Source organism: Actinosynnema sp. CS-041913 (assembly GCF_050942485.1).
In the GTDB taxonomy this organism is placed as follows: domain Bacteria; phylum Actinomycetota; class Actinomycetes; order Mycobacteriales; family Pseudonocardiaceae; genus Actinosynnema.
Genome location: NZ_CP192037.1, coordinates 8,055,095 through 8,072,171 on the forward strand (window position 1 = coordinate 8,055,095; position 17,077 = coordinate 8,072,171).

At 68.7% G+C, this 17,077-nt stretch carries 16 protein-coding genes, 1 pseudogene and 2 CRISPR repeat arrays; of the genes and pseudogenes, 7 read left to right on the forward strand and 10 right to left on the reverse strand.

All coding sequences use genetic code 11. From position 1 onward, the window contains the following. Positions 1-767: 767 nt before the first annotated feature. Complete coding sequence (locus ACQPZF_RS36245; protein WP_433264839.1) at positions 768-1,055, reverse strand: helix-turn-helix domain-containing protein; 288 nt, start codon at positions 1,053-1,055, stop codon at positions 768-770. Between the two features lie 303 nt (positions 1,056-1,358). On the opposite strand from ACQPZF_RS36245, the gene ACQPZF_RS36250 reads away from it, so the two are divergent. From ACQPZF_RS36250 to ACQPZF_RS36260, 3 genes are read left to right on the forward strand one after another with little or no spacing between them, the layout of a single operon-like run. Further along, positions 1,359-1,712 (forward strand): hypothetical protein, encoded by a 354-nt coding sequence (locus tag ACQPZF_RS36250; RefSeq protein WP_433264841.1) that lies wholly within the window; start codon positions 1,359-1,361, stop codon positions 1,710-1,712. A 55-nt stretch (positions 1,713-1,767) separates the two neighbouring features. Beyond that, the gene (locus tag ACQPZF_RS36255; RefSeq protein ID WP_433264843.1) at positions 1,768-1,902 is read left to right on the forward strand and encodes a hypothetical protein; all 135 of its coding nucleotides are present in this window, start codon (positions 1,768-1,770) and stop codon (positions 1,900-1,902) included. After that, the gene (locus tag ACQPZF_RS36260) at positions 1,854-3,827 is read left to right on the forward strand and encodes a recombinase family protein (RefSeq protein ID WP_433264845.1); all 1,974 of its coding nucleotides are present in this window, start codon (positions 1,854-1,856) and stop codon (positions 3,825-3,827) included. Before ACQPZF_RS36255 ends, ACQPZF_RS36260 begins: the two co-directional genes overlap by 49 nt. A 232-nt stretch (positions 3,828-4,059) precedes the next feature. On the opposite strand, the pseudogene ACQPZF_RS36265 reads toward ACQPZF_RS36260, so the two are convergent. Together ACQPZF_RS36265 and ACQPZF_RS36270 are read right to left on the reverse strand one after the other, a co-directional pair. Then, a pseudogene (locus ACQPZF_RS36265) lies at positions 4,060-5,222 on the reverse strand (IS110 family transposase). 394 nt (positions 5,223-5,616) lie between these two features. Beyond that, a CRISPR array of direct repeats spans positions 5,617-7,599; the repeat unit is 28 nt; unit sequence GTCTTCCCCGCGCAAGCGGGGGTGGTCC. A 620-nt stretch (positions 7,600-8,219) separates the two neighbouring features. Then, positions 8,220-8,534 carry a hypothetical protein gene (locus ACQPZF_RS36270; protein WP_433264847.1) on the reverse strand — a complete coding sequence of 105 codons (315 nt, stop codon included), beginning with the start codon at positions 8,532-8,534 and terminating at the stop codon, positions 8,220-8,222. Between the two features lie 258 nt (positions 8,535-8,792). Between ACQPZF_RS36270 and ACQPZF_RS36275 the strand changes: the two genes are divergently transcribed. From ACQPZF_RS36275 to ACQPZF_RS36290, 4 genes are all read left to right on the forward strand, one after another. Then, positions 8,793-9,671, forward strand: coding sequence for a radical SAM protein (locus ACQPZF_RS36275; RefSeq protein WP_433264849.1), 879 nt, complete (start codon positions 8,793-8,795; stop codon positions 9,669-9,671). A 14-nt stretch (positions 9,672-9,685) separates the two neighbouring features. Next, positions 9,686-10,429 carry an AAA family ATPase gene (locus ACQPZF_RS36280; protein ID WP_433264851.1) on the forward strand — a complete coding sequence of 248 codons (744 nt, stop codon included), beginning with the start codon at positions 9,686-9,688 and terminating at the stop codon, positions 10,427-10,429. Positions 10,430-10,441: 12 nt separating this feature from the next. Further along, a complete protein-coding gene (locus tag ACQPZF_RS36285) occupies positions 10,442-11,272 on the forward strand; it encodes a phosphotransferase (RefSeq protein WP_433264852.1) in 831 nt (276 codons plus the stop codon). Positions 11,273-11,545: 273 nt separating this feature from the next. After that, a CRISPR array of direct repeats spans positions 11,546-12,915; the repeat unit is 28 nt; unit sequence GTCTTCCCCGCGCGAGCGGGGGTGGTCC. Positions 12,916-12,983: 68 nt separating this feature from the next. Further along, the gene (locus tag ACQPZF_RS36290; protein ID WP_433264854.1) at positions 12,984-13,112 is read left to right on the forward strand and encodes a hypothetical protein; all 129 of its coding nucleotides are present in this window, start codon (positions 12,984-12,986) and stop codon (positions 13,110-13,112) included. Positions 13,113-13,356: 244 nt separating this feature from the next. Here the strand turns inward: ACQPZF_RS36290 and ACQPZF_RS36295 are convergent, their stop codons facing one another. The 7 genes from ACQPZF_RS36295 to ACQPZF_RS36325 form a co-directional block, all read right to left on the reverse strand. Beyond that, the gene (locus tag ACQPZF_RS36295; protein WP_433264856.1) at positions 13,357-13,665 is read right to left on the reverse strand and encodes a hypothetical protein; all 309 of its coding nucleotides are present in this window, start codon (positions 13,663-13,665) and stop codon (positions 13,357-13,359) included. A gap of 13 nt (positions 13,666-13,678) precedes the next feature. Continuing rightward, complete coding sequence (locus tag ACQPZF_RS36300) at positions 13,679-13,993, reverse strand: hypothetical protein (RefSeq protein WP_433264858.1); 315 nt, start codon at positions 13,991-13,993, stop codon at positions 13,679-13,681. A gap of 160 nt (positions 13,994-14,153) precedes the next feature. Then, positions 14,154-14,357, reverse strand: coding sequence for a transcriptional regulator (locus ACQPZF_RS36305; protein WP_433264860.1), 204 nt, complete (start codon positions 14,355-14,357; stop codon positions 14,154-14,156). 371 nt (positions 14,358-14,728) lie between these two features. Continuing rightward, complete coding sequence (locus ACQPZF_RS36310) at positions 14,729-15,115, reverse strand: hypothetical protein (protein ID WP_433264862.1); 387 nt, start codon at positions 15,113-15,115, stop codon at positions 14,729-14,731. Between the two features lie 114 nt (positions 15,116-15,229). Continuing rightward, positions 15,230-15,640, reverse strand: a complete 411-nt coding sequence (locus ACQPZF_RS36315) for a hypothetical protein (RefSeq protein WP_433264864.1) — start codon at positions 15,638-15,640, stop codon at positions 15,230-15,232. A gap of 220 nt (positions 15,641-15,860) precedes the next feature. Then, entirely contained in the window at positions 15,861-16,643 is a 783-nt protein-coding gene (locus tag ACQPZF_RS36320) for a tetratricopeptide repeat protein (RefSeq protein WP_433264866.1), read from the reverse strand. A 98-nt stretch (positions 16,644-16,741) separates the two neighbouring features. Continuing rightward, entirely contained in the window at positions 16,742-16,936 is a 195-nt protein-coding gene (locus tag ACQPZF_RS36325) for a hypothetical protein (RefSeq protein ID WP_433264868.1), read from the reverse strand. Between the last annotated feature and the right edge of the window lie 141 nt (positions 16,937-17,077).

Here is a 17,077-nt window from a genome sequence, read left to right on the forward strand (position 1 = left end):
ACCGCGACGGCAGCGCGCCCGAGACGGAATCCGTGCGAGTCCGTCAGGTTGCTCCCGACACCGCAAGCACGGGACGACACGCGCGGCGGATGCTCGCCGGAATCGCGTCTGGCAGGGGGGCACCAGGTAAACCTCCCCGACACGGTGACGACCTTCCTGCCGACACCGGCGAGCAGCAACCCCAACGATGGCGAGGACCCCGAGGGTTGGTTGCAGCGGCAGGCACGGCACCGTGCGCGCGGGATCAACGGCAACGGAATGGGCATGCCCCTGTCGATTGCGGTAAGGCTGCTGCCGACGCCACGAGCGAGCGACACGGGCACAGCCGGCAGGAGAGCCGGGGCAGGTTTCCGTCCTCCCCTGTCCCAGGAGGTCCTCCCGCTGTTCCCCACACCGCCCGAACCGTAGACGCCCGTCAGGCCAAGCCCGAGACCGAGCACGTCGACTGGGGACCGTATGCGCCAGCCATCCGGCGATGGGAACTCACCCGCGGCATAGCAGCCCCGCATCCAACAGAAGCTGGCATGAGGGGGCGTCCCCGCCTGTCACCCCTGTTCGTCGAATGGCTCATGGGCCTCGCCCCAGGCTGGGCGACCTCCGTCGGGATACCTCGGGCCGCCCAGCTGAGAGCACTGGGCAACGGCGTTGTCCCCCGACAGGCAGCGTTCGCCGTCCAACCATGCTGGACGATCTTCTACGTCTCGGTGTGCACGACGACGAGGCTCAAGCCGCATGAAACGGCCACCGCAGCCCTCAATGGGTACTCGTCACCGGCTGGTCGGGGAATCGTTCGTCCCCGGATCGTCGGCGAGCGAGACCTCGCGCGGAGGTCTGACCCCGTACAGCTCGTCCGGCGTGCACCGCAGCGCGGTGCACAACGCTTGCAGGGTCTCGGTCTTCATCTGGACCGGCTCGTTGTTGATCAGCGCGTACACGGACGGCGCGGACAAGGTGAAGTTGGCGCGTCGGGCGAGGAGTTCGCGCAGCTCCTTGCCTGTCCACACTTCGCGGGAGGCCATCACCTGTCTGAGCCGCCATCGAAGCTGCACCGCCACGCCTTCCCACGCTTGCCTGTCTGCGGTACCCCTTCTGGGTACCGATCGCAGCCCAGTCTTCCCGATGGGCGGCATGAACCCGACGGGCCTCACGGCGTGTTCAAGCCGCCGCAGCTTCGGAGGACACATGCCGCCTAACTCAGGTAGGTTGCTCCTAGTTAAGTTAGGAGCTACCTTATTTGAGTGGCAGGCTGCTGTCCGTTGCGCCGCGCGGGAGCGTCGACATGGGCAGCCGCGTAGCGCTCGACGGCGGCCGGTCTTGAGTCGCGCACGAGGTCTGCACAGCGCCCAAGGGAACGAGAGATGAAGCGAACCGTTGACGCAGACGCACTGAACCTCGCTCGACAGTTGCGTCGATGCGAGGAGGTCCTTGATTGCGGTGCCGAGATCGACAGGTTCTTCTATGAGCTGCCCGGCCCCGTCGACGACCTCATGGCACTGGCGGTTCGCGGCGCCGGTGGTTCATCGCACCACGACGGCGGTTGGGATGACCTGGCAGCGGTTCTGCCCGCCGCTAGACACGGCTTCGAGGCGATCGTCTGCGCGCGCGTCGATCGTCTCAGCCGTATCAGCAGCCGGTTCCTCTGGGTACGCGAGTGCGACTACGCCTCAGCTACCGCGATCCTTCCTCGTCCAAGGCGGTGCGCCTGTGGCTAGCGCACGCGACCGCGACCAGAGTTCCGGGCAGCCCAGTCCGGATGAAGCCCCGGACATGATCTTCGAGATCCGGATCGCTGACGGCGCCGAAGCCGAGCGGCTCCGACTGGAACAAGCACAAGTGTTGTGGGAGGTGACGACATGGGTGGCCCAGAAGCGCTCCGAGAATGGGCAGGACCGCGCCGCGTAGACCGCGCGCATCCGCTGGCAGGACCGGCTGCACGCGCGAAGCCCTCGTTCATCCGCGTTGCCTTCGCCGGACGGACCTCGACCTACGACCAGCAAGACCCCACGCTGTCGATCCCGCGGCAGCTGCGCACCTGCCACGGCGTTCTCCCGGACACCGCGGTCGTCGTTGCGCACTTCTACGACATCGAATCCGGCCGCAAGGACCTGTCCGACCGTGGACGCGGGCAAGCACACGAACTGTTCCAAATCCCCGTTCCCCGCGACGGCGGCATCCAGGACCTTCTCGACGAGGCCGAACGACCGGACCGCCGCTTCGACGTCGTGATCTGCGAGGACATCTCCCGCGTCGGCCGCCGCTCGTACGCCTCCACGGAGATCGAGCACCGGCTGGAGAAGGCCGGCGTCATGCTCATCGCCGCGGACGAGCCGTTCCGGCTGGACAACACGGGTCGTCGTACCAAGACCTCGACGCAGGTCCTGACGCGTCGGGTCAAGCAGGGCGTGGCGGAGTGGTACGTCATCGAGATGCTCGAAAAGAGCTGGGACGGCTTCGAGACCCACACCGAGCAGGGCTACAACGTGGGCAAACCGTGCTACGGCTACCGCGCGAACAACATCCCGCACCCCGTTCCGGCCAAGCGCGCGAAGGGCATCAAGAAGACCCTGCTGAAAGTCCATCCAATCGAAGGACCCGTCGTGCGGAAGTCCTTCGGCTGGCGGGTCGCCGAGCGGCTCGGCTACCAAGCCATCGCCGACCGGCTCAACCAGGACCTGGCGACCAACCCGCCACCCACCCCGGTCGAGCCGGACCGGGCCGTCGGCATGTGGACCTACTCCAACGTCCGCGACATGCTCACCAACCCGAAGCACACCGGCCACATGGTGTGGAACCGCCGGGCCCGCAAGGGCACCGGCAAGAACCGCATGAACCCGGTGTCGGAATGGGTCTGGTCGCCCGAACCCACCCACGAGGCGCTCGTCGACCTGGAGACCTACGTCCTGGCCCAGCAGGTCGCGGAACGACGCGAGCGGTCACGCACCACCACCAAGAGCCGGAACCCGCAGGCGAAGCGGATCTACAGACTCCACAGCTACCTCTTCTGCGTGCTCTGCGGCCGGCGCCTGTACGGCAAGTCGAAGTGGGGACGCGCCTACTACGTCTGCGCGCCGAAGAAGGCATGGATCCCGGAAGGACACCCGCCCTCCACCTACTGGGTGCGGGAGAGCAACCTCCTCGACGGCCTCAACGCCTTCCTGGCCGACCACGTCTTCGGCCCCTACCGACGCCAACTGCTCGACGCGAGCCTTCGAATGATCGACCAGAACGCCCGGCAAGAGCACCAAGCCAAGATCATCGCGCTCCGCCGCTCCATCACGGAGACCGAGACCAAGAGCAAGCGCCTCGTGCGCACCCTCGAAGTCGCCGACGACGTCGACCAAGCCTTCATCCGCGACATCAACGAGCGGCGAGCCGACCTCCGGTCCCAGCGGGACGAACTGGCGCGTCAACTCGCCGAAGCCGAGGACGAGGTTCAGCGAGCACCCAACCCGACACTGCTCGACCACCTTCCGATCACCCCGGTCGACCTGGTCGAACTCCCGGACGAACTTTCACGCCGGCTGTTCGAAGCCCTCCGCCTGGAGATCCACTACGACCACAGCAGTCGCACCGCCACGTGCCGGGTGACGCTGCTGGGCGACACCATCAACGCCGTCTCCAGCACGACCCAGGAGGCGGTGGTCATCCTCTTCCCGAAACAGAAAGGCCCCGCCATGGAGATGCAAGATCTCCCCAACGGGACCGTCTGTGTAGTGCCCCCGGCAGGATTCGAACCTGCGCACCCGCCTCCGGAGGGCGACCGCCAGCGGCCACACCATCATCTACCTGCTACAACGCTATCATCGGAGATCACATCAACCTCGTGAACCTCCTCGCTTGACCCTGTTCCGCGTCACGCGCGACGTCACGGCCGCGGTCGCATCGGAGATCGACATCGCCTTGCGAGAACCACCCTTTTGAGTGAGAGGTCCCAACACCAAATCGCCGGTTATGCGGTTCCTACCTGTCGCACAGTGCCAGCGCTGAGGTCCCGGCCGTCACTTCGTGCCGGCCTTGCCGTACGTTGCAGGTCCTCACCGGGGGTGTCCTATGTGGTTGTCAAGCCGCAGCCGGGGCGGGAGTGGTCTCCGGGTGCCGGTAGTAGGTCTTGTTGCGGAGCATGGCGAACAGGACGTCGCAGCGGAGCCGGGCCAGGCAGATCAGCGCGGCGTTGTGTTTCTTCCCTTCGCCGCGTTTCCGCTGGTAGTAGGCCCTGCTGGTGGGGTCGGACAGGGCGGCGATCGCGGCGAGGAAGAACGCCCGCTTGAGCTTGCGGTTGCCGGTGCGGGCCGGGTGCTCGCCCTTGATGGAGGTGCCCGAGCTGCGGGTGACCGGGGCGATGCCGGCGTAGGCGGCCAGGTGGCCGGAGGACTTGAACGCCGTGGCGTCGCCGATCTCCAGCAGGATGCGGGCTGCGGTCCTGACCCCGACGCCGGGCATGGAGGTCAGGACCCCGGCAAGAGGGTGCGCTTCGAGTATCCTTTCGACCTCGGTGGCGACCTGTTTGCGTTGCCGGAGAACGGTTTTCAGGCTGTCGGCCAGGCGGGGCAGGACGGTGTCGGCCGCCGTTGTGCCCGGGACGACGACGGTCTGCTCGTCCAGCGCCGCCAGGATCGCGGTGACCAGCTTGTCGCCCATGCGGGGCGCGTGCGCGGTGGCGATCGCGGTGAGCTTGCGGCGGCCGGCGGCGCGGATGCCGGTCGGGCCGCCGCAGCGGGACAGGATCTCCAGCACCGCCGGGTGACTGATCCTCGGGCCGATCGCGCGTTCGAGCGCGGGGTGGACGCCGGTAAGCAGGCCGCGGATGCGGTTGCCGATCCGGGTGGCCTCGCCGGCCAGGTCGTCGTCGAACCCGGCCAGCACGTCCAGCTCGGCCAGGGCGTCGTCGCCGACGTCGACCGGGCGCAGGGTGTGCGGCAGCGAGCGGGCCGCGTCGGCGATGACGAACGCGTCCCGGGCATCGGTTTTCGCCCGGCCGGGGTAGAGGTCGGCGATGCGGCGCATGGCCAGGCCGGGCAGGTAGGCCACCCGGTGACCGGCCGCGCGGGCACCACCGGCAACGGTCCGTGCGCGGCGAGCTTGTCGAACAGCGCCCCCAGCCTCGGTTCGCTGTTGGGCAATGGCGCGTCGTGCAGCCGCTTGCCCGCCGGGTCCAGGCCGACGGCGTGGTGTTCGCCCTTGCCGACATCCAGGCCGAGGAACACCTCGTAACCGCTGGTCATCCGTCCTGCCGTTCGTTCATCGCGGGTGGTCGCCGGTCGGGCATCGACGGCCGGCACCCACGTTACGACGAGACCTGCCCGGCGGCCGGCCGTGTCCCTGTCAGCGGTCCCTCGATGCCACCAGGCCCGGTGACACCACCCCCCGGGATCATGCGCTCGACTGGCGGCGTCAGTCATGCCGGACCTGGCGACCACGACTCCTTTATCAGGAGCTACGAAAAAGGTAACGGGGGGAGTGCCACCAGTCCGTCCTCCAACAGGTGCAGCGGCCCGCTCAGCCTTGTGCAGCCCATTCCACCGAGGACGCCCGCCCACCGAACGAGCATCATTACGACACCGTGACAACTCGAATCAAAACCGACCTACGGCGTTGTAAACTCGCTGGTCAATAAGTGTCTTCCCCGCGCAAGCGGGGGTGGTCCATGGCCCCCGACTCCCTGTGAACGTACAGCCACGTCTTCCCCGCGCAAGCGGGGGTGGTCCACGAGCGCGAAGCCGTACCGACCGCGCCAGTCGGTCTTCCCCGCGCAAGCGGGGGTGGTCCGAACCACGGCGTGTTCCTCGCCGTCCGCACGGCGTCTTCCCCGCGCAAGCGGGGGTGGTCCCTGGCCGGTGATCTTGTTGTCGATGGCGATCCGGTCTTCCCCGCGCAAGCGGGGGTGGTCCGCGGTGCGCCCTGCTGCTGCTCCCTGAAAGCCGGTCTTCCCCGCGCAAGCGGGGGTGGTCCCGTGGGGCCGTGGTCGTCGTCGTTCCGGTGTCCGGTCTTCCCCGCGCAAGCGGGGGTGGTCCCCCCACACCGCCGTGCAGCCCGCCCGTCCCCCGGTCTTCCCCGCGCAAGCGGGGGTGGTCCCGCCCGCGAGTCCTACGGCCGCGGGTTGAAGGAGTCTTCCCCGCGCAAGCGGGGGTGGTCCGAAGCGGAAGCCTGCCGTGGCGACTGCTTAAATGTCTTCCCCGCGCAAGCGGGGGTGGTCCAAGCGGAACCAAATGCCTTCGGTGATTCTAGCCGTCTTCCCCGCGCAAGCGGGGGTGGTCCCACGGCGCGCAGGTTCGCCAGGTAGTCGCGGGGGTCTTCCCCGCGCAAGCGGGGGTGGTCCGCCGTCCTTGGCTGCCGCCGTACTGGCGGTCACGTCTTCCCCACGCAAGCGGGGGTGGTCCCGCAACCAGAAGCAGCGTGCGGACCTGAGGGACGTCTTCCCCGCGCAAGCGGGGGTGGTCCCCAGGGCCCGGTAAACCCATCACCGCAGGTCACGTCTTCCCCGCGCAAGCGGGGGTGGTCCCGCCACGTGACGGGCGTAGTCCTCGCCCGGTTCGTCTTCCCCGCGCAAGCGGGGTGGTCCCGCCCGGCCCCGGTGGATGGCGACGACGCCGCCGTCTTCCCCGCGCAAGCGAGGTGGTCCCCGGTGCCGGCTTCACCGACATCGAGCCGCCCAGTCTTCCCCGCGCAAGCGGGGGTGGTCCCCAGTTCTGGCGGTTGACCGACCGGTTCGGCAAGTCTTCCCCGCGCAAGCGGGGGTAATCCGAAGTTCCGGCCGCCGATGTCGTCAGTGACGTAGTCTTCCCCGCGCAAGCGGGGGTGGTCCGCAGTCGAGTCCAGAATGGAGTCCTGCTGTTTGGTCTTCCCCGCGCAAGCGGGGGTGGTCCCCAGGCCGGCTCGATCCACAACAACACCGACGTCGTCTTCCCCGCGCAAGCGGGGGTGGTCCGCCCGCCTGCTGGTCGCGATCCGCTCCGCCGGGGTCTTCCCCGCGCAAGCGGGGGTGGTTCCGCGACGTGCCGGACGTACTCCTCGCCGCGCTTGTCTTCCCCGCGCAAGCGGGGGTGGTCCCGCCAGGGCGCTGGTCATCGCCGTGCCCCGTTCGTCTTCCCCACGCAAGCGGGGGTAGTCCGTCGGCCGCGCAGGCGTCGCGCCAGGGTCCTCGGTCTTCCCCGCGCAAGCGGGGGGTGGTCCGTTGTAGGCGTTGATGGTGCAGTCCGGCGCGACGTCTTCCCCGCGCAAGCGGGGGTGGTCCGCCGTTCAAGCTCGGCGAGTCGGCGTCCTGCGAGTCTTCCCCGCGCAAGCGGGGGTGGTCCCTCGTCGACCTGCTTCACGGTGGCGAGTTCGTTGTCTTCCCCGCGCAAGCGGGGGTGGCCCGCCGATACCCGCAGCGGCAGTCACCGAGAGCAGGTCTTCCCCGCGCAAGCGGGGATGGTCCCGAAGGACACCTTCATTCCCGTGGACTCGTCGAGGTCTTCCCCGCGCAAGCGGGGATGGTCCCGGGTCGAGCTACGCGACGCCGTTCGGCAAGGTGTCTTCCCCGCGCAAGCGGGGGTGGTCCTTCGGAGTCGGCGGCGAGGCGTGGCGTCCCTGTGTCTTCCCCGCGCAAGCGGGGGTGGTCCAGCGCCGCGCCCGCCGCGTCACCGCCGCCAGTCTCCCCGCGCAGCGGGGGTGGTCCACTCGTGCCGCGCTGCGGCGGCTTCCCGGTCCAGTCTTCCCCGCGCAAGCGGGGGTGGTCCCCGGTTCTGGACATCTATGCGCAGGTCTCGCGCGTCTTCCCCGCGCAAGCGGGGGTGGTCCCACATCCCCGTCTTCCCACTCCTGGGTCTGCGGGTCTTCCCGCGCGAGCGGGGGTGGTCCGTCCTTGGGTATGGACTTGGCCATGTCGAGCATGTCTTCCCCGCGCAAGCGGGGGTGATCCTCGATCTGTCCCCACGAATATTCAGTCCTCGTCGTCTTCCCCGCGCAAGCGGGGGTGGTCCCTGACGCGCCATGACGGCGGCGGCCTGGACCTCGTCTTCCCCGCCCGAACGGGGGTGGTCCCGCGCCGGAGAAGTCCGCGGCCGTGGTCCGGGCTTCTTCCCCGCGCGAGCGGGGGTGGTCCCGGCAACCCGAAGTTCGCGGTCCCACCCATGGGGTCTTCCCCGCGCGAGCGGGGGTAGTCCGCCAAGCTGACGCAATCGTCCACAGTGCCGCTGTCTTCCTACGCGAGCGAGGGATGGTCTGTGCGGTGCGTATGTACGTCAGCGTCCGGACGGTCGGGCTCCGGTGCGCCTGTGGTGTTCGTGCCGGTGGATGGGTCGTCCGAGCAGGTTTGGCACCGTGGTTCGGATGTTGTCGACGGTCAGCGGAAGTCCTGTGTGGATATCCGGGTGGTGTTCGAGGTCGTCGAGCATGGTGAGGAGGCGGATGAACTCGGTGATCACGGTTTCGGTGTCGGTGTGGGTTGACTGGTGGCTTGGCGCCGCAGGCGGGTGAGGAGTATGAACTGTTGCGGTCGACAGCGGAGCCTGCGTCGTCGGATCGTCGTCGGCGAACACGTGGTTCTCCACGGACATGCTGGAGATCGTTGGAGCCGGTTTTCCTTCTTCGGGGCGTTGTCGCGTCTTCACGTGCTCCACGTCGAGGCGCGGTGAGCGGCAGTGCACCGCAGGGTCGAGCACGCGAGTGCGGTTTCAGCACAGCTCACCTGAGCCGCTTAGACGAGCACACGCCCTGGCCCCGGGTGTCGAGGGCCTGTCGCCCTGTCGGCGGTAGGTGGGGGTGCGCTTGCCGGGCATGTTCGGCAGTGCTGTTCGAACAGGGGAGGTGTCGTGGTGAACGATCTGTCGTTTCTTTGGTTGGAGATCACAGGCAAGTGCCAGTTGCGGTGCACCCACTGCTATGCGGAATCCGCTCCGAGTGGCACCGACGGCGCAATGGCCCTGTCGGACTGGGAAGGTGTCATCGAGCAGGCTGTCGGACTGGGAGCCGGAATGGTGCAGTTCATCGGTGGTGAGCCGACTCTGCACCGCGGTCTACCCGATCTCGTGAACCGCGCTCTCGGCTTCGGTATGCAGGTCGAGGTGTTCAGTAATCTGGTGCACGTGCCGTCGGGGCTCTGGGACGTCTTCGCGCAACAGGGCGTGCAGCTCGCCACGAGCTACTACAGCGACCGCGCCGACGAGCACGAGCACATCACCCAGGGGCGCGGTAGCCACTTGCGCACCAAGGCCAACATCGTGGAGGCAGTACGCCGGTCGGTCCCGCTTCGCGTCGGGGTGGTCGACCTCGGCGACGGGCAGCGTGTCGAGCAGGCGCGCGACGAACTTGCCGCGTTGGGAGTCGTGGGTGAGGTGCGGGTCGACCGTCTGCGCGGTGTCGGGCGTGGAGCACGTACCGCGGCGCCCGACGCATCGCAACTGTGCGGGGCGTGTGGCGATGGCAGGGTCGCCGTCGCTTCCGACGGCTCGGTGTGGCCGTGCGTGTTCTCGCGTTGGCTGCCGGTCGGTAACGTGCGGGTCGACCCACTCGTCGAGATCCTGAACGGGCCGACCATGCAGGCGGCCACGGCGGCGTTGGCCGGGCAGTTCGCGCGCGTGTCGCCGTGCGTGCCGACCATGTGCGACCCGCAGTGCGGGCCGAGCTGCAGCCCGGCGTGCGCGCCGGCGAACAACTGCACACCCAAGGGGAAGTGCGTCCCGACCGAATACTGATCAAGGACACGCCCATGCTCGCCCGCCGCGCGTACATTCCCGACGAACTGCTGTCTCCTGACGTGTCCGACTCGTGGCCGCTCACCGTGCCGTGTGTGGCGCAGTTGGCCGCGGAAGGCATGGAGTTCCAGCGGCCGATCACGTTCCTGGTCGGGGAGAACGGTTCGGGCAAGTCCACCCTCGTCGAGGCGTTCGCCGAAGCGTGGGGACTGGACGCGCGCGGCGGACGAGCGGGGCGCAAGTACGTCAACGACCGGCCGAAAACCCCCCTCGGCGAGCTGCTGCGCTGGGACACCACCACCGCGGGCGCCCGCCACCGGAGCGGGACGCGGACCAAACGCCGCGGGTACTTCCTGCGCGCCGAGACCGCGTTCGGTTTCATGCAGGCCGTCAGCGGGATGCGCGGCTACTGGGAAGAGGACACCAGCGAGATGAGCCACGGCGAGGGCTTCCTCACCGTGCTGTCGTCCATGGTCCGCGAACCCGGCTTCTACCTGATGGACGAACCCGAGGCGGCACTGTCGTTCACCTCGTGCCTGCGGCTGGTCAACCTGCTCTACGACCTCGGCCGATCCGGCGCGCAGGTGATCTGCGCGACGCACTCGCCGATCCTCGCCGCCACCCCCGGAGCCGACATCGTCGAGGTAGGCGACCACGGGTTCCGGCGGACCGCGTGGGAAGACCTCGCACTGGTCGACCACTGGCGCCGGTACATGAACCATCCCGACGCCTACCTGCGGTACACCACCGACCAGTGAAAGGGGGCAACCGTGCCGGTCGACACCAGCGACGCCGACGCACGATTCCGGCAGTGGATGCGCGACAACCTCGTCCGCGCCGCCGAACACTTCGGCGTGGTCGTGACCGGTGAACCGCTGCACGGGTGGCTCGACCGGTCGATCAGCGCGCCCGTCCGCCGCGGTGGCGCCGAGTATTGGCTGCGTGTCGTGTCCGAGGACAAGCAGTGGATCGGCGGCGACTTCTGGACCGGCAACCTCGACGCCAACGGGTTCGCCGGCCTCTCCAAGCCGTACGTGCTCGACGTGTTCGAGTGGGAGCAATGGCGGCAGCAGCGCGCCGAGATCACGACCCGGATGCCGGGCTCCCCCTGCTCACCCACCGACGCGCTGCGCACCGGGATCGACCTGTCCGACCAGTGGTGGGCCGAACTGCGCCGGACCACCGACACCGTCGCCGCCACTCCGACACAGCGCGTCAACAGCAGTCAGGACAAGGTCACCCAGCGCCTTGTCCAACGGTTCGGCGATGCGGTCGACCCCACGGTGCCCGAGTGGGAGACGGTGCACGGCGACGTGCACTGGGCCAACCTGCTACGCCCACGGTTCGGCCTGCTCGACTGGGAACTATGGGGACGCGGGCCGGTCGGCACCGACGCGGCGACCCTGCTGTGCTACAGCCTCCTGGTCCCCGACATCGCGCAGCGCGTGCGCGAGGTCTACGCCGACGTACTCGACACAGACGCGGGTCGGTTCGCGCAGCTCTACGTCGTCGCCCGACTGTCACGCCGAATCGACGGCGGCGAATACCCCGACCTCGCCCAACCACTCGAACAACACACACGAGCACTGCTCGACTCCTGACCACCCCGAGGCGACCCGCACGCCCGACAGCAGTCACATGAACACCAGCACACAGAAGGTGCGCCAGCCCCGCGTTACGTCCACGGTCGACACTGACCACTCGCCCCGTACCTCAGCGCCACCAGCCCGTCCTCCGACACATCCAGCGGTCCCACACCCCATACCGGGTCAAACCTCGCCGTCGCCAAGTCCACCGGACGAACACCAATACGACACCACGGCAAACCGAATCAAAACCGACCTACGGCGTCGTAAACTCGCTGGTCAAGAAGTGTCTTCCCCGCGCGAGCGGGGGTGGTCCGTACGACAAAGAGGCGGGCTCGGGCACCAGGTTGTCTTCCCCGCGCGAGCGGGGGTGGTCCCACCGACAGGTCCGCCGCCGGAGACTGCGCGGCGTCTTCCCCGCGCGAGCGGGGGTGGTCCCGCCTGGGCGCGAGGGCCGTTCGGCCGCGCGCTGTCTTCCCCGCGCGAGCGGGGGTGGTCCGCCGTGACCGCCACCGCCGAGGCCACGCTGCTGGTCTTCCCCGCGCGAGCGGGGGTGGTCCCTCCTGGCTGCCGTCCTCGCGCACCGGGGTGCCGTCTTCCCCGCGCGAGCGGGGGTGGTCCAAGCCCGCGATCCCCTAGAACTTCCTTCAGGCCGTCTTCCCCGCGCGAGCGGGGGTGGTCCCGTCTGGGCGTTGGCGGCGTCCGCGTTGGACACGTCTTCCCCGCGCGAGCGGGGGTGGTCCCCTGGCGATCGTCGGCAGCAACATCGCCCTGTGGTCTTCCCCGCGCGAGCGGGGGTGGTCCGGGCGCGTGGGAAGGCCTGAAGAGTCAGGCCGAGTCTTCCCCGCGCGAGCGGGGGTGGTCCGTCGACTGTGGAAAACGAGGCCACCGGCGAGAAGTCTTCCCCGCGCGAGCGGGGGTGGTCCCGGGTCGAGCCACTGCCCGACCAGGTCGTAGACGTCTTCCCCGCGCGAGCGGGGGTGGTCCGTTCCCGAGGAGCTGGCGGAGCGGCGGCAGTGGGTCTTCCCCGCGCGAGCGGGGGTGGTCCCAGTCCGCCGCGGACCTCGGGCAGCTCCCATCCGTCTTCCCCGCGCGAGCGGGGGTGGTCCCCCACGAGCGTTGGTGATCCAGGTTTCCGGGCCGTCTTCCCCGCGCGAGCGGGGGTGGTCCCGCTCCGAGCACGGTGCCCGTGGCCGAGGTGCCGTCTTCCCCGCGCGAGCGGGGGTGGTCCGCGTGGTCGTTCACTTGCCGAGCCACTTCCGCAGTCTTCCCCGCGCGAGCGGGGGTGGTCCGGGTGACAACGAGTGGCTGGCCGACCACCTGGAGTCTTCCCCGCGCGAGCGGGGGTGGTCCGGAACGCATCCAGCGCTTCACCAAACTCGTCGGGTCTTCCCCGCGCGAGCGGGGGTGGTCCCGCCGCCGCGACCGAGATCACCACACCTGCCACGTCTTCCCCGCGCGAGCGGGGGTGGTCCCCAGGCAGGTCGAGCTTTCCTCGGGTGTGAGCGGTCTTCCCCGCGCGAGCGGGGGTGGTCCCTGCCGGAGTGGTCGATCGCGGTGGTGGTTTGAGTCTTCCCCGCGCGAGCGGGGGTGGTCCCTCTGCGATCGAGCCCCTGAAGTTCTCCCAGGTGTCTTCCCCGCGCGAGCGGGGGTGGTCCCGCGATGTACGGCGAGGCCGCGTCGTCGATCAAGTCTTCCCCACCTCGGCCGCTCCGGAACTCCACCCTTGAACAGCGAGAACATCGACCTTTCCGGGAACTACAGGGCCGTGTTCGAGGTGGCCCCCGCGCTGGAGCGCGTGTTCACCGAGGAGGTCATCGGCAACCACGCCGAGAGCGGGGTGTACGAGCTGTAACACGAAGCCTCGCCCACCAAGACGATCGTCATAGCCCCGTTGACCGCGACTTGCACCGGAGGCGCTGCGGCATCGGCCCGATCCGCATCGCGGCGAACCACTTCGCCGAATCCGGAGCCCTGGAGAAGCGCCTCCGCCAGGAACTCCACCGCGAGCCGGGTACCGCCAGGCAAGCCGGTCGTCCGGCTCACCTGGCGACGTAGCAAGCCGGAAACCGGCAGGGCTCTCAGGGACGTTGCTGTGGTCAGTCGCGTTTGCGCAGTGCCGTGGACGGGAGGAGTTGGTCGGCGAGTTGGACGTGGGCGCGTCGTCCGTCGGCGTAGCGAATCGGATAGTTGACGACGCCGTACCAGTCACCGTCAACGCTGCGGAACCAACCCGACAACACCCCGGGCACCGAACCGGTCATGTCCAGGCCGTCAGCCACCACCCGGCGCGGGACGCCGGACGGTCTGGGAAACGCCGCGGCGAGGTCGACCCACACACCGGTCAGCACCGGATAACGTCCGTGCAGGACGTCGCCGTCGTAGCGCGTGTAGGGACTGTCCAGCACCAGACCGCTCCCCCTACGGTGCCGGTGTTCGCCGCAGCGTAAAGGCGACCAGGTCCCGGTACGGTGCGTCGTCGAGTTCGGCGCGATCGCACGCGGGACCGTCGGTCGTCAGCCTCCAGTGGGGCGCGGCACCGTGCTCGGCGGTGCAGGCGGTGCAGACGACGTCCAGCACGCCGTCACGGAGCACCGCTCGATACCCGGTCGCCGCCAGGGCGTGCCGTTGTGGCCGGCAGGTGGCGGGCAGGATCGCGACCCACGTGTTGGTGCTGTCCAGGCGGCGACGCAGCGGGCCCTGCGGTTCGGCGGTCGGCAGTTGCGGCACGTCCATGACCCGCAACCTAGCATCCCTTCGCACACATGTTCGAGTCGACGTGGAATCGTCACACAGGTCGGGCAGCGTGTCCGGACTTCGGTCCAGGGCCGGCGACTCGGTTCCCGCCCCGACGACGCCGGTCACGATCGTTCCCGGCGCCTCGGCCGCCGTCGTGCTACTTGATCCAGAAGAGTTGGTTGAACCTGCGTGGGCCGAGTGTCGCCAGTGCCGCCGCGATGAACCTGTTGCCCGGACGCATCCGGCCGTCGAGCACTCGTTGCACCGTCGACCGGTCGACGCCCATCGCCTCGGCCAGTGCGTAGTCGGAGTCGTATCCGGCCTCACGCGCGACCCTGCGGAAGCTGTCCCGGACCGCCACACAAGGATCACCACCCACAGTGATCCTTCTTTCACCTGGATCCGCAGTCACCGTCGAGATCCTCCTCAAGCACAAGCGCGGAGGCCCCCGCGCGACACGCAGCCCTACCGCCACCATCGGCACGCGCCGTCGGACGCTGACGACAGACAGCCGCCTTCGAGCGCCATCTCGAAGCACGGCGCCGACCGTGGCGGCGAACCGTTGCCTCCCAGTGCCACTTCCCGACCAGACCGTTCTCAGACGGGCAGCCAGGCGACGGCGCGGACTCGGCATCATCCGGCCGGCATCGCCGTCGCCAGGTCATCCAACCCTCATGCGCCGGCACCCTCTCAGGTGCTGCCGGCACCTCACCAAGTCGGTTATGGGTGGTCCTACTTCGTCGTGGACGTCGTCGGCGTCCACACCGCAGGTGCTTCACCGAGGAAGTCCGACGCTGCGAGCGGCTTCGTGTGGTGGTCGGGGTTGACCGGGTGCAAGTGGACTTCGGTGTTCTCCATGCGGCCGATGGCCGCCAGTGCGCTGGTGGCGTCGCTGGTGACGTAGGTGGATGCGCCGTCGTCCATGGCCAAAACGACCTGGGACGGGTACTGCGTTCCCCAGGCCACGACCTCCGGAACCCCACGGGGCACACCGGTGCCGGGAAGGTCCTGCCTCACGTACCGGACTATGGCGAACCGGGGAGGGGCGCTCGCCGTCACGTACCAGTTGACGGCATGGTCGCTGTTCCGGGTGGTGTCTTCCTGGTCGGCGGTGGTCATCGCTCCTCGAATCTTCATGGGGCCATTTGTCGGAATAGTTGGTGAGTAGCCTGGTGTGTAAGGCCGACGCGTTCCATGTGTTCCCTCACTCCAGGGCCAAGGAACGCCACGCGATCACGGTCCCGGGTGACGCTCGGGGTGTTCAATTGCGGTCACTGCGGTGACGACCACCCCGGACAGTCGGGTGCCGAACATCTCGTCGGCGTAGTCCTTGCCCATGGCCTGTGCGACTGCGGCATGCCCTTCGGCCAGGACCTGATCGGTGCCGAGGAAGAAGTCGGTTTCCTCCGGAACACTCGGAAGGTCGGGCTCGGGGCCTACAGTGAGGTATCGCGACGCCGCGGCTGTCAGGTTCTGCGCCTCGCCGAGCTTGATCGACAACAGGTGCAGTGCCCGGTCGAAGGGCACCTCGTAGTCCACTGTGTCGTGTCCGCTGATCTCGTCGTTCACCCTCCTGATCACGCGGCTGAGGTCGTTGGAGAGTTCGATCAGCTGCTTGCGGAAGACTCGGAACTCCGTGTCCATGGCGGCTCCACTCACATGACGGCAGGGGTATGGAAGGTCCGTGGGTGGCGAGCCCGGAGAGTCGCCCTGCCGGTGGGCCGTCCTCCGGCCTCGCCACCCCGGAGGCGTGCGCACTGCGGAGCACCGCGTCCGACTGGACGCGTGCTCGAACACAGCCGCCCGCCGCCAACCCCGACGCGTACGGTTCGCCGGGGATGGCACAACACGGCCTCGCGGGCGATCACGCCCCCTGACCGCACGGTTCGCGATGCCTCACAACCGGTGGAGCCGAATCCCACAACGCGACGCCGAACTCCCCCACCCGCAACACACCCGGCTCCGGCAACCCGCCGACCCCCGGCACCCGCATCACCGCCAGCAGGTCACGCCCCTCGACATCCGCGCCGTCCTCGGCGCCGTCCAACGCCTGGACCGCCTGGGCGACAAGACGCCGCGCAGCCTGGTGATCGCGGCCCTCGGCCCAATAGGCACGGGCCTGCAACACCCAGCACTCCGCACGACACCGGGCAACCTCCGGGCCAAGCTCCAGCCGCGTGTAGAACTGGTCCGCGCGGCCCGCGTAGTACACCGCCCTGCCATACCGACCCGCCTCCGACATCAACGCGGCCAACTCGCGAAACGCCCACGCCGCACCCTCTTCGTGACCACGGGCGAGCAGCATCTCCACCGCCTCGTCCAGACAATCGATCATCCGATGCCACCGCGGACCCTGCGCCCGATACACCGACGCCAACGAACTCAACGCCGACACATACCCCTCCCGCGTCCCCTCCGTCCAAGCCTCCGTCGCCTGCTCACACCGGTCCCGGTTCCTCCACACCGCCAACCCGCAACGCCCCGACCACAAGGCGTCCCGGAACGCGCCACGGCGGGCGAAGAACGACACGGCGCACTGGAACATCACCGCCACCTTCTCCGAGCACGGCCCCAACGCCAACAACCGTCCCGCCAACGACCTCGCCTCCACCAGCTCCCGCCGCTCCACGTCATCAGGAACCTTCATCCACACACCGGACAACGACCTCGCGCCGACATCCACCCGCCCACACGCCACCGCCTCACGCACAGGCACCAACAACTCCCCGAACGCCGACACGATGATCACCACTCGTCCAACGGCAATACGACCGGCTCGATGGTCAGAATGTCGACTACTGCGGTGAACCCGATCCGGCCATCCACCTGGTCGCCGGGCACCCCGCGGTCGACCGCTGTCCGCCAGAGCGGGTGGCCTCGTTTCCGGCAGTACCGCGCAATGTCGTGGCGCAACGCCTCCACCGTGATGTCGGAGTCCACGACCTGCTCGTTCCGCGCGTGGCGGACCACGCGAGAACGACCACAACCTCGGCTGCTCCGTCGCGACGGAGCGGTCACGAGGATCGCCACCTGTTGCCTTGCCAACCGGCTTGTGCCGGATTGCGGTTTCGGGGCCCTACC

Excerpts from the sequence above, each read along its gene's own strand:
- ACQPZF_RS36250 (WP_433264841.1), top strand. The coding sequence starts at position 1,359 with ATGAAGCGAACCGTTGACGCAGACGCACTGAACCTCGCTCGACAGTTG.
- ACQPZF_RS36255 (WP_433264843.1), top strand. The coding sequence starts at position 1,768 with ATGATCTTCGAGATCCGGATCGCTGACGGCGCCGAAGCCGAGCGGCTC.
- ACQPZF_RS36260 (WP_433264845.1), top strand. The coding sequence starts at position 1,854 with ATGGGTGGCCCAGAAGCGCTCCGAGAATGGGCAGGACCGCGCCGCGTA.
- ACQPZF_RS36270 (WP_433264847.1), bottom strand. The coding sequence starts at position 8,534 with ATGTCCGTGGAGAACCACGTGTTCGCCGACGACGATCCGACGACGCAG.
- ACQPZF_RS36280 (WP_433264851.1), top strand. The coding sequence starts at position 9,686 with ATGCTCGCCCGCCGCGCGTACATTCCCGACGAACTGCTGTCTCCTGAC.
- ACQPZF_RS36300 (WP_433264858.1), bottom strand. The coding sequence starts at position 13,993 with ATGGACGTGCCGCAACTGCCGACCGCCGAACCGCAGGGCCCGCTGCGT.
- ACQPZF_RS36310 (WP_433264862.1), bottom strand. The coding sequence starts at position 15,115 with ATGACCACCGCCGACCAGGAAGACACCACCCGGAACAGCGACCATGCC.
- ACQPZF_RS36315 (WP_433264864.1), bottom strand. The coding sequence starts at position 15,640 with ATGGACACGGAGTTCCGAGTCTTCCGCAAGCAGCTGATCGAACTCTCC.
- ACQPZF_RS36320 (WP_433264866.1), bottom strand. The coding sequence starts at position 16,643 with ATGAAGGTTCCTGATGACGTGGAGCGGCGGGAGCTGGTGGAGGCGAGG.